The organism is Xenorhabdus sp. SGI240, assembly GCF_040081915.1.
Lineage (GTDB): Bacteria > Pseudomonadota > Gammaproteobacteria > Enterobacterales > Enterobacteriaceae > Xenorhabdus > Xenorhabdus bakwenae.
In genome coordinates this window covers 37874-51369 of sequence record NZ_JBEBMB010000007.1, presented here as the reverse complement: position 1 = coordinate 51369, position 13496 = coordinate 37874, and the positions used below count along the sequence as shown (strand labels likewise).

The following is a 13496-nucleotide window of genomic DNA, read 5'->3' as shown; positions in this document are numbered from 1 at the left end:
TAGGGAAAATCAGTTTTTATTTCTCCGATGCGCCTGTTTTGTCTGATGTACTTGCCACTACCGGATGTTTAAATAACGCCCTGCCTATCTGGTAGAAAACGTAACCCAATATGCTGGCGGCAAATACATAGTAGAGCGCCATCACATAAGCTGGCATGTTCTCGGCAAGGAAAACATACATGGAAACAACAATCAGTGTAATAAGGCAACCTGCCGGTTTAACCATCGCCCAGGGGGTAATATCCACCTGTTCTGTATACACCTCCTGATAAGATTCGGCAGGGAAAAAATACCCAATCGTCAACATGAAAATGATATTCAGTACAAACAGAATGCCAATCAGGTGGAAGAAGTGAATATTAAAGTCCAGGATAAAGTGACAAATGATGTAAGCCGACATACCAAACAACAACCCCAGTTTTGCAGCAATCGGGGGAACCCGTTTTGTCATCAGCCCAACCAGAACGACACTGAGGATCGGGGCATTGAAGATCCCTTGTAGCTGCTGAATCAAGTAGAACAAGCCATCAGGTGCGTTAGCGACAAGTGGGGCAATGAGCATCGTTGTCAGTGCAAGCCCGATGCCTAAATATTTACCGACTGTCACAGCCCGTGCTTCAGTGGCATTCGGGTTGATCCGTGGCTTGTAAATATTGACGGTAAATAATGTTACGGAAGAGTTGAGACCACCGCTGAATGTCGAAAATACGGCTCCCACAACCACGGCGGCAAAGAAACCAACCAGCACTTTGGGCAATACCAGTTGCACTAACGCTGGATAGGCATTATCTGGATTATCTATTTGGCCATTGAAAATATGGAATGCAATTATCCCTGGTAAGATAATAATGGAAGGAATAATGAGCTTAAATAAAGCACATAACATTACGCCTTTTTGCCCTTCCGCCAGATTTTTAGCGCCCAATGATTTCTGCACAATGGATTGGTTAGTACACCAAAAGAACATGTTGGAGATAAGTAGTCCTGTGAACAGGGTCGAGAATGGAACAAGTGAATCTTCACTGCCGATGGAATTAAACTTCTCTGGATGAGTCTGATAGACATCAGTTAACCCTTTCCATACGCTGCCATCCCCCACATACAACAGGGCAAACACCGTTACCATCAAGCCGCCCACCATCAAGCCTACGCCATTAATGGTATCGGCAACTGCAATTGCTTTGATCCCACCAAAGATTGCGTAAATTGCCCCCAATCCGCCTACGCCCCAAACCATAATCCAGAGTGCCGTGGTTTTATCAACCTGAAAACCCCGGGAAACCTGAAACAGATTGTCCAGGGCAATAGCGCCTGTATACAGCACGATCGGTAATAGTGAGATCACATACATCGCCAAAAATAGGATGGATGTGATCAGCAACGTGTTTTTATCAAACCGGCGCTCAAGATATTCTGGGATAGTCGAAATGCCTAATTTCAGATATTTCGGCAAAAAATAAATAGCAAATAGAACAATAGTTAAAGCCGCAATCACTTCCCAGGCCATAACAATAAATCCGGTTCTGAACGCCAGCCCATTCAAGCCGACCAAGTGTTCTGTAGACAGATTCATGAGTAGCATGGAGCTGCCGATATATATTCCGGTCAAGGAACGTCCGCCAAGAAAATAGCCTTCGGTGGAATCACTTAAGTTTTTGTTTCGCGTTTTGTAATAAGCAAATCCGGCGACCAATAAGGTAAAACCCATAAAAGAAAGAAAAGCTGACATATACCTCCCTGAAATCTATTGGGTACAAAACGGTCTGCCACAGTTATGACTGCTGGAACAGACAGGATGACTTTTATGAAATAAATGTTCCAACAGTGTTTGTTGTTGTAATTTATCGTTATAGCCTGATTTCTTTACCGGATTGCAGGGATTCGAGCGCCTTGTCTGCGAGGTATAAAGCCCGCTCTCCATCGATACCGCTCGTCTCAGGTATTGCCCTGCCAGCCATGACATCAACAAAATGATCCCATTCCGCAATATAGGCTTCACGATAACGCTGCAAGAAGAAATGCACAGGCTTGGCGGTGGTACAACCGTTTTCCCCCCAGAACGCCACACTGTTTTCCTTGATATTTCCGGCGGTCAGGAGCCCCTGCTCACCATGCAGTTCCAATCGTTGATCATAACCATATCCAGAACGACGGCTGTTAGTGATGGTCGCCATTGCCCCCGATGGAAATTTCATCACAATAAACGCGGTATCAATATCGCCCGCCGTACCTATAGCAGGATCGACAAGATTGCTCCCCTGAGCATAAATAGCACATGGTTCTTCACCAATGATAAAACGAGCCATATCTAAGTCATGAATGGTCATATCCCTGAACATACCACCCGATACACGCACATATTCAGCGGGTGGAGGAGAAGGATCACGGGAGATAATAAGCAGCGATTCTGCCTTGCCAACGGTTCCGGCATCAAACAGGTTTTTCAGCCGACGAAACTGCGGATCGTAGCGGCGATTAAACCCGACAATCAGAGGAACCTGACACGCTTTTACCGTCGCCAGGCATTGACGAACCCGTGCCAGATCAAGATGAACCGGTTTTTCGCAGAAAATCATTTTATTGTGTCGGGCAGCCAGTTCTATCAGATCGGCATGGGTATCCGTTGCTGATGCAATCAGGACGCCATGAACAGCAGGATCTGACATCGCTTCTTCAGTGGTCTGTATTTTAGCCTGATAGTGGTGTGCCAATGCCTTGGCACTTGTCAGATGTGGATCTATCACAGAATAGAGGCAAGTTTCTTTATGGTCAGCGATGTTAAGCGCGTGAACCTGCCCAATTCGTCCAGCGCCAAATAATGCAATATTGAACATGAATGCTCCTTTGTACATATGTGTACGTTGTGGTTTTTTCGCCCAGCCCTCAAATAACTCTGATCAATAAATCCCGTATCGCAACTAATACTGACGCACTTTTTTCTCCACATAGTCCCTGATTTTTTCCGCTGATGCGGTAATATCTGGATTATCAGCAATCTGCGCGGTTCCTATCCTCCACCATGATTCATAATCATGCGTCATGGTTTTGGGTAATACTTTAATGTCGATTAATGTCGCGCAGGGCTGCTTCTTCGCATCCTGCACCGCAGCAATTAATTGTTGTTCATCATACACTCGATAACTTTTGCAGCCGTAGCTTTCCGCATTCTTGGCAAAATCCACCGGTATCAACCCCCCATCCAACCGGCCATTTCGCGGATTGCGATAACGATTTTCCGTGGCAAAACTCCCCATGCCTTGGCTCATCTGTAAGTTATTGATGCAACCAAATCCCGCATTATCAAACAGCAGCACAGTGATCTTAATACCTTCCTGAATAGCCGTTTGTAATTCACTGTGCAGCATCAAATAGGAACCATCACCAACCATTGCGTAAACCGGCTGTTCAGGACACGCGAGTTTTGCCCCCAATGATGCAGCAATTTCATATCCCATACAGGAATAGCCATATTCAAGGTGATAAGTATCAGGCAATTTCGGTTGCCAAACGCGCTGTAAATCGCCCGGCAGAGAACCCGCAGCCCCCACAATGATGGCATTGGGTTCCAGATACTGATCCATCAAGCCAAGTACACGGGTTTGGGTCAGATTGGTTTGCAATGTTGCACTGTACTCTTCCAATTTTTCATCCAAATGCCCCGCAATCTCTGGCTTGAATCCAGCCTGATATTGAATGGAAAACAATCGTTCTAATTCCTGCTGCCAGGCTGCTTTCGCCTGAACAATTTCTTGCTGCCACGCCGAACGCCATGCTGTTGTTGACAGAGCCTGTGCAATGGCATTGAGTCCTTCTCTGGCATCCGCCAGAACACCTACGGCATCCAGCTTGCCGGCGTCAAATTCTGCAACATTGATGGTAAGAAATTCCACTTCTGGGTGTTGGAACAGTGACTTTGAGGCCGTCGTAAAATCGGTAAAACGGGTGCCAACACCAATAATCAAATCGGCTTCTTTAGCCAGCTGATTCGCCGCCAAACAACCTGTCGTGCCAATGCCGCCACAATTCAGTGGATGGGCAGCCACAATCGCACTTTTTCCCGCCTGCGTTTCAGCAAATGGGAGATGGAAGGTTTCAGCAAAATGGCGGAAAGCTCCATGAGCGTCGGAATAACGTACGCCACCACCACAAATTAACAGCGGCTTTCTCTTGCGCTGAATCAGTGCCATTGCCTCTTGAATGCGCACCTGAGAAGCTGGACGACGTTCAATTTGGTGAACCCGTTTCTGGAAGAAGTAATCTGGATAATCCCATATTTCGCCCTGAACATCTTGCGGAAGACAGATCGTGACAGCCCCCGTATCTGCCGGATCCGTCAATACCCGCATGGCGTGGAGCAGGGCTGTCATCAACTGCTCCGGGCGCGAAATGCGATCCCAATAACGGGATACTGGACGGAAGCAATCATTGGTACTCATGGTGCCATCACCATATTGTTCAATCTGTTGTAAAACGGGATCTGGCTGGCGGCAAGCAAAGGTATCTCCCGGCAACAACAGTAATGGGATACGATTCGCGGTTGCCGTTGCGGCAGCCGTCACCATATTGGCCGCGCCAGGCCCAACAGAAGAGGTGACGGCAAATATCTGCCGACGTTTTTTCTGTTTAGCAAATCCCGTTGCAATATGTGCCATCCCCTGTTCATTACAGCCCTGATAAACACGAAGATGCCCAGGCTCCTGCTCCAATGCCTGCCCTAATCCCACCACATTACCGTGACCAAATATTGTGAACACACCTCGAATAAAGGGGGCTTCCTCCCCATCAACATTGATATATTGCTGGTTGAGAAATTTGACCAAGGCTTGAGCCATCGTCATTTTCTTCGTCTTTATTGCTCTGTTTTTCATGACATAGCTACTCCATCGTCGGCATCACAAAATGGCTATCGTGATGTTCTAAACGCACACTGGCGGGCCAACGGCTAGTGACGGTTTTCATGCGGGTATAGATGCGCCCCCCGTCATGACCATGTATATTCAGTGGCCCAAAAATGGAACACTTCAAGCCACCGAAGCTATGAAATGCCATCGGTATTGGGATGGGGATATTCACACCGACCATACCAGATTGAACGTCTTCATTGAACTGATGAGCCGTTTCACCATCGCGGGTAAATAAGGCATATTGATCACGCCTATCATGATCAGCATCGCTATTAAATAGCCGCGCCTAAAATTCTAGTTCTTAATATTTTATGGATATTGATTTACTTAAAATAATCTTTAATTGTTTTCAATCTATAGGTATCCTTTCCAAACAAATAGCTAATAATGGCACAACTGCATCAATGGATAATTTTATTACAAATCAATGCACTGACAAAAAATCCCCTCCTTTGCCAGACAAAATAATCAAATTATTAGAATGTCCCGAAACAATGACATTTAATGTCAATAAATGACTTCCTGCAATAGTGATTAGCTTCATTATTGGAATGGATTTAACTAGCTGTTTTTTCATCTAACAAAAATACAGGCTGAGTATGCTCAATAAGCAGATATACCAATCCAACTTCAAAATGCGTGTTATATTTTCCCGCGCAGCGGGGAAATATAAGGCCTCGCGTCGTTTTGCAGATTGCAACTTGAAGTTTATCGAATATATCAAGCTGTATTGAATATAATTTAGAATCATAGCGGAGTACTCACATGGATAAGATTCTAGCCTCTCCATTTATTCATTTTTTTTGGAAATCATGGGTTCTTGAACCTCAATCACCTAAATACAATATCGTTATAGAACAGAGCATTAAAGGAAATCTAGATGAAAGTAGATTAAAATTGGCTCTGCAAGAATTTATTAATATTTATCCTTTATTCAAATATCGGATTGAAGAAAAAAATGATGAATTATATTGGGTATTAGGCTCAGATAATATTGAGTTTACCTACCTTTCTAATAATGAAGAACAATTGAATCAGTTTGCTCTGCGGCCATTTGACCTCAGAAAAGGGCCAGTCGTTCGTTTTGGTTTACTCAAAGAGGCAAAACAGCAATTTCACTTATTCATTGTACTGCACCATATCATCGGTGACGGGCAGGGGATAGAAGAGTTTTTTCATAATATCGCTGATCTGTACAACCAACGTCCTCTGCGCCATTCCCCCATGACGCTGCAACAAGCGTCAGAAAAATTTGTACAAGATCATCAACTTTTACAGTTGTTGGGCAAATATAACCCCGAACAATACTGGAAAAAGTGCCTGTCAGGCATGACTACCCGTAATCCATTACCCTATTTGCCTCAACAAGCGATAGGTGAACCTGAATTACCTAATGAATTTCGTTTCAATTTTTCATTGGAAGATTGGGAGAACCTCTCAAAATCTTTATCCCCTTGTAAACCGTTCCTCGTATTTAAAACGTTATGGGCAACATTAGTGGCCCAGTATACCGGAACGGGTGACGCTCACCTTATCTATCCCGTTGCAGTCGCCGGCGGGGAGTCTGTTTCGCTTGGTGCACAAATCAATGCCGTTGTTTTCCCTCTGCGTTTTAATGAGACGGATAGTTTTAATTCTCTCTATCAGGCCACGTTAAATTATAGTGCATCATTGAAGGTGCAGCCTGATCTGCGTTTGTCAAGTTTGCCTATATTCCAAGCTGTGCCCACCAATCTTATCAATAATCTCAATGTCGGTATCAATCAGGCCAGTTTTAAGGATCTCGATCTGGAATTAGACGGATGTGAGGTCCATTACGGTAGTCGTTTCAATAACGATTTAGCCGTTACAGAATGGATACTGGAATATCATCTGGAAGAGGGGCATTGGGCTTTTCGTATCCGCTACCATCCTAACCTTTTCCATGCAAAACAAATCAAAGCGTTAGGTGAACAATTCCAGCAATTGTTGGTTAATGCCCTGTCTCATCCCGAAACGCCAATATCACAGTTTTCTTTGCTAACACCTGATCAGGCGCAGACATTACTGGAATACGGTAGTCCACAACAATCAGGCGACACAAGGTCAGAACGACACAATCCCCGGGTGAACGATGTGATACGGAAACATTATCAACAGGCAATCGGACAATCACAATCTGCTGAAATATCAGGCATCCAAGTCTATGTGTTGAATGAACGATTACAGATGGTGCCAATGGGGTTAAAGGGCGAACTTTATCTCTCCGGGCCAGAATTGAATAATAAATATTTGGAGCAATCAGCATTGGCAGAAAAACAGCTGATTACCAATCCATTTGTTCAATATACCAAGGATAAATGGCTTTATCGCACTGGTGAGCAAGTACGCTGGTTGCCAAATGGAGAGCTGGAATATCTGGGGACAGAGAACTACGATTTTCTGAAAGAGGCGAGTTAATCTAACCGTTAGGTGAAAAAACGGCGTGATCGTTATGCTAACCAAGCCTATGAATCACGCCAAATTATTACACCTGCTTATTGATCACCACTTATTCAAAATCCTGAAAAGTCGGACCTTGGAAATAAATAGCTTTAATGTGACAATGACGGGGTTGGGTGATAACAAACCGGATGGTTTCCCATACTGAACGGCCATTAAGCAATTGCCCCCCCATTTTTTTCTGGTTATCCAGAACTTCATCAAAACCATTAAGTTCAAAGTCAGGCGGATAAAGCCCGGTCACGCGAATATTTTCTTTGCTTAAATGATGAGCTAAATTCTGGCTAAAGCCACTCATGGCATGTTTGGCGGCAAAGAATGCCGGATGAGCGACAGATTCGGTAAATTGGGGAATACCACAAACCGATACCATAGCAACAATATCGGCACCCTGTGATTGACGCAAGCTCGGCAATAGCGCTTTGGTCAGCAAGATAGAACCTGTTATACCTGAATTCACCGTACTGACAATATCGGCGTCATTGTCACCTTCCCCTAACCGCCCCTCCAGCCATTGAGCTGCACTTAAGATCAAAATATCGATAGGTTGATTGTCTTGTAGCAACTGAATAGCAAAATCGCTAACGGAGTGAGCATTACTCATATCGCATTGATAACCTCTGGCGATGCCTCCTTCACGGCGAATAATCTCACAGGTTGCTTCCGCACTGGCTAACTGACGGGCACAGAGATCAACATATGCCCCTTCACGCGCCAGCCAAACAGAAACTGCTTGCCCAAAATCGCGTCCTCCGCCTGTTACAACAACACGCTTACCTTTTAATTTGCTTGTTCCGCTGGCTTCATTAAACATCATGTTGGCTTTCCTTATATCAGTTATCAAAGCTGGATGAGGAACCGTCACTTTGTCAGTTAGGTTTATTGATAATTTACTGTTTAGAAAACCAACCTTACTTGATAATTTTCACCATAGCCCTACTGTTTTGTGCTGTTTTTGTACTATCTGAAAAAACGTTAATCATGTTTCAAATACGAACGTTTTCCTGCACATATTCGCCATATTTTATTTCACGACTGACTCTGAGAGTACTCTGAAAATCGAAAATGTTTACATCTGCTAAACTTTAGGCAACAGATAACGTCAATCGTGTGCTCTGAGTTACTGTCATTCTTAACACCATAAAATCACAACCACTACCTGTGAAGGGGGTTATATGAAAGCACTTGTTTATCATGGAGCCGGAAAAAAACGCTGGGAAGAAAAAGCACCACCCCAACTCATTGAACCAACAGATGCTATCGTCCGTATTGTCAAAACCACCATCTGTGGTACAGATCTGCATATCCTCAAAGGAGATGTTCCTACTGTCGAGCAAGGCCGAACATTGGGTCATGAAGGTATTGGGATCGTTGAATCAATTGGGGAATCGGTCCGCAATATCAAAGTCGGTGATAAGGTCATTATTTCCTGTATCACCGTCTGCGGGAGTTGCAACTATTGTAAACGCCAGCTTTATGCGCACTGTAAAGAGGGTGGCTGGATCCTGGGGCATAAAATTGATGGTACACAGGCAGAAAAAGTGCGTATTCCTCATGCTGATAATAGCCTGCATCGTCTGCCAGACGGTGTCGATGAAAACGCGGCATTAATGCTCAGTGACATCCTGCCAACAGGTCTTGAAATGGGTGTTATCAATGGCAAGGTCCAGCCGGGCCAGACCATCGCCCTAATTGGTGCGGGTCCCGTCGGGCTATCAGCATTACTGGCCTCACAATTTTACTCTCCGGCACATATCATCATGATCGATACTGATGATAACCGCCTTAGTGTTGCCCGGCAGCTTGGGGCTAACACGGTTATCAACCCGGCAAAACAAAACGTCGTAGAAACCATCAACAGACTGACTGACGGTATTGGTGTAGACGTCACCATTGAGTGTGTGGGTATTCCCGCAACTTTCAAAATATGTCAGGACATCATTGCAGCGGGTGGATTCATTGCTAATGTTGGTGTCCACGGCAAATCTGTTGACCTGCATCTGGAAAGCCTCTGGATAAAAAACATTACCATTACTACTGGACTGGTAAACACAAGCAGTACTCCCATGCTGCTGAAAAGTGTTCAATCCGGCAAAATTGCACCTGAAAAGCTGGTCACTCACCATTACCCATTGAGTGAAATAGAGACCGCTTATGAAATATTTGGTAATGCAGCTCAAGAGAAAGCACTGAAAATTGTTTTGTCGGCATAGTGGGGGTATAACAGGAGACAATTCTTCCAGCTAAATGATGACACTGCCATTCGACTGATACAGAAAAGCCGCCGCAATATACTGCATCAATGCGCTTATGCAATTCATTACGGCGGCCTTTATACTGTACTTGGCACTGCGCTTGATTTCTTGATTTGTTAACTTATTAATAAACCTTCAACCTACAGTTTGCATTCTTCATCCAAATCTGCTTGAGAGAGGTTCCCGATAGTAATAAATTCATCCAATAGCCCTAAAAGTTGGGCCAATTTTTCTGGAGAAAAAGCGTTCTCAATCGCCTTATATCCCTCAGCGATCTGCCCTTTTGCCTGCTCATAGAGTTCCTGGCCTGCCGGAGTCAAAGAAACATACAGCTTACGCTGATCATTCATAGGCTTCATGCGGAAGATAAGTCCATCACGCTCCATACGTGTCAAAATACCTGTCAGGCTTGGACGCAAGATACAAGTAAGACAAGCTAAGTCATGAAAATCAATAGAACGGCTACTCGCAAGTACACGAATAATACGCCATTGTTGTTCAGTTAAATTATAGCTCTTCAAAATAGGCCGAAAAAAACCCATAGCGGTTTCTCTCGCTTGAAGCAATGCAATTGTCAAGGATTCATGCATAAGTAAAAGTGACTCTTTAGTTAATCGCCAGTCATTCTTTATAAGTTTAACGCCCATGCTATTTATTACAGACAACATGAACACCAAAAAGCCTAACACGCTCAAAATCATCCACAAAGGGGAAAGATTTCAACATTAACAAATAAATAAAATCATCCCATCCGCAAAAAGTTAATTAAAAGTTAAATCCAATCCCAAATGACCTTGATTAAAAATATAACAGGCTGATCTTTATGTAGTAAAAATGATCAACAATAAAGTGTTGTTACATAGATCACAATTAAAACTAACAATCCTCTTAACATATTGAAGATTGCCAATACATGGCTTATTAATATATTAATAAGTGATCTTGCAACACGTCATTCAGGTTTCAAGGAGCTGTCCATGAAAGGCACTGTCTTTGCCGTTGCCCTCAATCATAGTAGCCAGATCCGTTTCTGGCATGAGGCATTTAACCAAGAACCTTATAAAACACCCCCCAAAACGCCTATTTGGTTTATCAAACCCCGCAATACCGTGATTAATTCAGGGGATATTATTCCGCATCCTGTCGGGGAAACGGTACAAAGCGGCGCAACTCTGGCGCTGTTGATTGGAAAAACAGCCCGCAAAGTTTCTGTTCAGGATGCCGAACAGTATATTGCTGGTTACGCATTGGCAAACGAAGTTAGCCTGCCTGAAACGTCATTCTACCGTCCTGCCATTAAAGCAAAATGTCGGGACGGTTTTTGTCCGATAGGCCAAATGACCAGGATCAGCTCGGTAGAATCACTCGATATTGTGACTGAAATCAACGGCCAGGAAGTTGATCGTTGGTCTACTCAAGATCTCGTCCGTTCAGCCGCTGAATTATTGGCAGCATTAAGCGAATTCGCCACCTTAAACGAGGGTGATGCAATTCTATTGGGAACGCCTCATCAGCGCGTTACTCTTCATCCTGCCGATAAGGTCACGGTCAAGGCCAAAGACTTCCCTGACTTAGAAAATACGGTTGTATCGGCAGGAGGTCAGGCATGAGATACGCCAGAATTCATTATCAGGGTCAGGATCTCACTGTTACCGTTGACGCACAGGAAAATGTCTTCTTGCCAGATGGAAATACGGTCAGCGGTGAAGAGGTTATATGGCTTCCCCCCGCCAGCGGCACACTGTTCGCATTGGGGCTAAATTATGCCGATCACGCAACAGAGCTGGAATTTAAGCCACCAGAAGAGCCACTGGTATTTATCAAAGCAGCCAATAGCTTAACCGGACACCGTCAGGTTTCTGTCCGTCCTGATAATGTGGCATATATGCATTATGAAGCAGAATTGGTTGTCGTGATGGGTAAACCTGCTCACAAAGTTTCCAGAGAAGAGTCCATGAACTACGTTGCGGGTTATACCGTTTGTAACGATTACGCCATTCGTGATTATCTGGAAAATTACTATCGTCCTAACCTGCGGGTAAAAAGCCGCGATACGCTCACCCCAATCGGTCCGTGGATCATAGATAAGCAGCAGATCGCTGATCCGCATAATCTGACCTTGAAAACATGGGTGAACGGTGAACTCCGTCAACAAGGTACAACCGCCGCTTTGATCTTCGACATTCCTTTCTTAATCACCTATCTCAGCGATTTTATGACATTGCAACCCGGCGACATGATCGCCACCGGAACCCCCAAAGGGTTGTCCAACGTTGTTCCCGGGGATGAAGTTATCGTGGAAGTCGAAGGAGTCGGGCGCCTGGTCAATCGCATTGTCAGCCCGCAAGAATATGAGGAGAGTTTGTCATGACCATGATTAACCATTGGATCAATGGCAAGAATATCGGCAGCAAAACCTATTTCACAACGACTAATCCTGCAACAGGTGAGGTGCTGGCTGAGGTTGCATCCGGCGGGCAGGAAGAGATTACCCAAGCCGTTGCGGCGGCCAAAGAAGCGTTCCCCAAATGGGCAAATACCCCAATGAAAGAACGCGCCCGTTTGATGCGCCGTTTGGGTGAATTAATCGACCAAAATGTTCCCGCTATTTCTGAGCTGGAAACCAAGGATACGGGTCTTCCCATCCATCAGACACAAAATGTCTTGATCCCACGGGCTTCGCAGAATTTCAGTTTTTTCGCTGAAATTTGTCAGCAGATGAACGGGCGCACTTATCCCGTCGATGACACCATGCTCAACTATACATTAATCCAGCCGGTTGGCGTTTGCGCACTGATTTCCCCGTGGAACGTGCCTTTTATGACGGCGACGTGGAAAGTCGCACCCTGTCTGGCGCTGGGAAATACGGCGGTTTTGAAGATGTCCGAACTTTCCCCGTTGACAGCCAACCGTCTGGGCGAACTGGCGTTGGAAGCCGGCATTCCGGCCGGGGTGTTAAATGTGGTACAGGGCTACGGTAACACCGCAGGGGATGCGCTGGTAAAACATCATGATGTGCGCGCGGTCTCTTTCACCGGCGGGACCACAACGGGTCGCCTGATCATGCAAAATGCCGGACTGAAAAAATACTCTATGGAATTAGGCGGAAAATCCCCTGTCCTCATTTTTGAGGATGCAGATATTGAACGCGCACTGGATGCCGCCCTGTTCACCATTTTCTCTCTCAATGGTGAACGCTGTACGGCGGGTTCCCGCATTTTTATCCAGGAAAGTATCTACCCCGAATTCGTCAAACGCTTTGCTGAACGCGCTAATCGGCTACGTGTCGGTGCTCCCCAGGATCCGCAAACCCAGGTTGGCAGCCTGATAAGCCAGCCACACTGGGAAAAAGTCTCCAATTATATTCGGTTGGGGATCGAAGAAGGTGCCACGCTGCTGGCCGGAGGTCCCGATAAACCTGCCGATTTACCTGCCCCTCTAAAAAATGGCCACTTCTTGCGCCCTACCGTATTAGCGGATGTGGATAACCGTATGCGGGTGGCACAGGAAGAGATTTTCGGCCCTGTCGCTTGTCTGCTGCCGTTTAAGAGCGAAGAAGACGGGCTGCGTCTGGCCAATGATGTGGAATATGGCCTTGCCTCCTATATCTGGACACAGGATGTCAGCAAAGTTTTGCGTCTGGCACGTGGCATTGAAGCTGGCATGGTGTTTGTCAACGCCCAGAATGTTCGCGATCTGCGCCAGCCATTTGGTGGCATAAAAGCTTCCGGTGTCGGGCGTGAAGGTGGGGAATACAGTTTAGACGTGTTTGCCGAAGTGAAGAACGTTTGCATCTCAATGGGAGAGCACCCAATTCCTCGTTGGGGTGCTTGAATAACTGCCATCCTGATAACCA

10 protein-coding genes and 1 pseudogene are annotated in these 13496 nt (G+C 45.4%); 5 read left to right on the top strand and 6 right to left on the bottom strand.

Translation table 11 applies throughout. The features are described from left to right. Nucleotides 1-16 precede the first annotated feature (16 nt). The 4 genes and pseudogenes from ABLA76_RS03090 to ABLA76_RS03075 all read right to left on the bottom strand — a co-directional run. Nucleotides 17-1729 carry a solute:sodium symporter family transporter gene (locus ABLA76_RS03090; protein WP_348986815.1) on the bottom strand — a complete coding sequence of 571 codons (1713 nt, stop codon included), beginning with the start codon at nt 1727-1729 and terminating at the stop codon, nt 17-19. 118 nt (nt 1730-1847) lie between these two features. Further along, nucleotides 1848-2834, bottom strand: a complete 987-nt coding sequence (gene iolG, locus ABLA76_RS03085) for an inositol 2-dehydrogenase (protein WP_348986814.1) — start codon at nt 2832-2834, stop codon at nt 1848-1850. A gap of 84 nt (nt 2835-2918) precedes the next feature. Further along, complete coding sequence (gene iolD, locus ABLA76_RS03080) at nt 2919-4853, bottom strand: 3D-(3,5/4)-trihydroxycyclohexane-1,2-dione acylhydrolase (decyclizing) (RefSeq protein ID WP_348986849.1); 1935 nt, start codon at nt 4851-4853, stop codon at nt 2919-2921. A 22-nt stretch (nt 4854-4875) separates the two neighbouring features. Further along, a pseudogene (locus ABLA76_RS03075) lies at nt 4876-5142 on the bottom strand (aldehyde dehydrogenase family protein); the annotation flags it as partial. A gap of 527 nt (nt 5143-5669) precedes the next feature. On the opposite strand from ABLA76_RS03075, the gene ABLA76_RS03070 reads away from it, so the two are divergent. Beyond that, entirely contained in the window at nt 5670-7343 is a 1674-nt protein-coding gene (locus ABLA76_RS03070; protein WP_348986813.1) for a condensation domain-containing protein, read from the top strand. A gap of 91 nt (nt 7344-7434) precedes the next feature. Here the strand turns inward: ABLA76_RS03070 and ABLA76_RS03065 are convergent, their stop codons facing one another. Then, complete coding sequence (locus tag ABLA76_RS03065) at nt 7435-8202, bottom strand: SDR family oxidoreductase (RefSeq protein ID WP_348986812.1); 768 nt, start codon at nt 8200-8202, stop codon at nt 7435-7437. A gap of 358 nt (nt 8203-8560) precedes the next feature. On the opposite strand from ABLA76_RS03065, the gene ABLA76_RS03060 reads away from it, so the two are divergent. Further along, nucleotides 8561-9598, top strand: a complete 1038-nt coding sequence (locus ABLA76_RS03060; protein ID WP_348986811.1) for a zinc-dependent alcohol dehydrogenase family protein — start codon at nt 8561-8563, stop codon at nt 9596-9598. Nucleotides 9599-9780: 182 nt separating this feature from the next. Here ABLA76_RS03060 and hpaR read toward each other — a convergent pair whose 3' ends face one another. Beyond that, on the bottom strand, nt 9781-10230 hold the full coding sequence (gene hpaR, locus ABLA76_RS03055) for a homoprotocatechuate degradation operon regulator HpaR (RefSeq protein WP_047768160.1): 450 nt from the start codon (nt 10228-10230) through the stop codon (nt 9781-9783). Between the two features lie 387 nt (nt 10231-10617). On the opposite strand from hpaR, the gene ABLA76_RS03050 reads away from it, so the two are divergent. From ABLA76_RS03050 to hpaE, 3 genes are read left to right on the top strand one after another with little or no spacing between them, the layout of a single operon-like run. Beyond that, the gene (locus ABLA76_RS03050) at nt 10618-11250 is read left to right on the top strand and encodes a fumarylacetoacetate hydrolase family protein (RefSeq protein WP_348986810.1); all 633 of its coding nucleotides are present in this window, start codon (nt 10618-10620) and stop codon (nt 11248-11250) included. Beyond that, entirely contained in the window at nt 11247-12011 is a 765-nt protein-coding gene (locus ABLA76_RS03045) for a fumarylacetoacetate hydrolase family protein (protein WP_348986809.1), read from the top strand. The genes ABLA76_RS03050 and ABLA76_RS03045 overlap by 4 nt, the downstream gene beginning before the upstream one ends. Continuing rightward, nucleotides 12008-13474 carry a 5-carboxymethyl-2-hydroxymuconate semialdehyde dehydrogenase gene (gene hpaE, locus ABLA76_RS03040; protein WP_348986808.1) on the top strand — a complete coding sequence of 489 codons (1467 nt, stop codon included), beginning with the start codon at nt 12008-12010 and terminating at the stop codon, nt 13472-13474. Before ABLA76_RS03045 ends, hpaE begins: the two co-directional genes overlap by 4 nt. The last annotated feature ends 22 nt before the right edge of the window (nt 13475-13496 follow it).

Bases quoted from the DNA above. Each gene is read 5' to 3' on its own strand.
- ABLA76_RS03045 (WP_348986809.1), top strand. From the start codon at position 11,247: ATGAGATACGCCAGAATTCATTATCAGGGTCAGGATCTCACTGTTACC.
- ABLA76_RS03090 (WP_348986815.1), bottom strand. From the start codon at position 1,729: ATGTCAGCTTTTCTTTCTTTTATGGGTTTTACCTTATTGGTCGCCGGA.
- ABLA76_RS03065 (WP_348986812.1), bottom strand. From the start codon at position 8,202: ATGATGTTTAATGAAGCCAGCGGAACAAGCAAATTAAAAGGTAAGCGT.
- ABLA76_RS03060 (WP_348986811.1), top strand. From the start codon at position 8,561: ATGAAAGCACTTGTTTATCATGGAGCCGGAAAAAAACGCTGGGAAGAA.
- hpaR (WP_047768160.1), bottom strand. From the start codon at position 10,230: ATGCATGAATCCTTGACAATTGCATTGCTTCAAGCGAGAGAAACCGCT.
- ABLA76_RS03070 (WP_348986813.1), top strand. From the start codon at position 5,670: ATGGATAAGATTCTAGCCTCTCCATTTATTCATTTTTTTTGGAAATCA.
- hpaE (WP_348986808.1), top strand. From the start codon at position 12,008: ATGACCATGATTAACCATTGGATCAATGGCAAGAATATCGGCAGCAAA.
- iolG (WP_348986814.1), bottom strand. From the start codon at position 2,834: ATGTTCAATATTGCATTATTTGGCGCTGGACGAATTGGGCAGGTTCAC.
- ABLA76_RS03050 (WP_348986810.1), top strand. From the start codon at position 10,618: ATGAAAGGCACTGTCTTTGCCGTTGCCCTCAATCATAGTAGCCAGATC.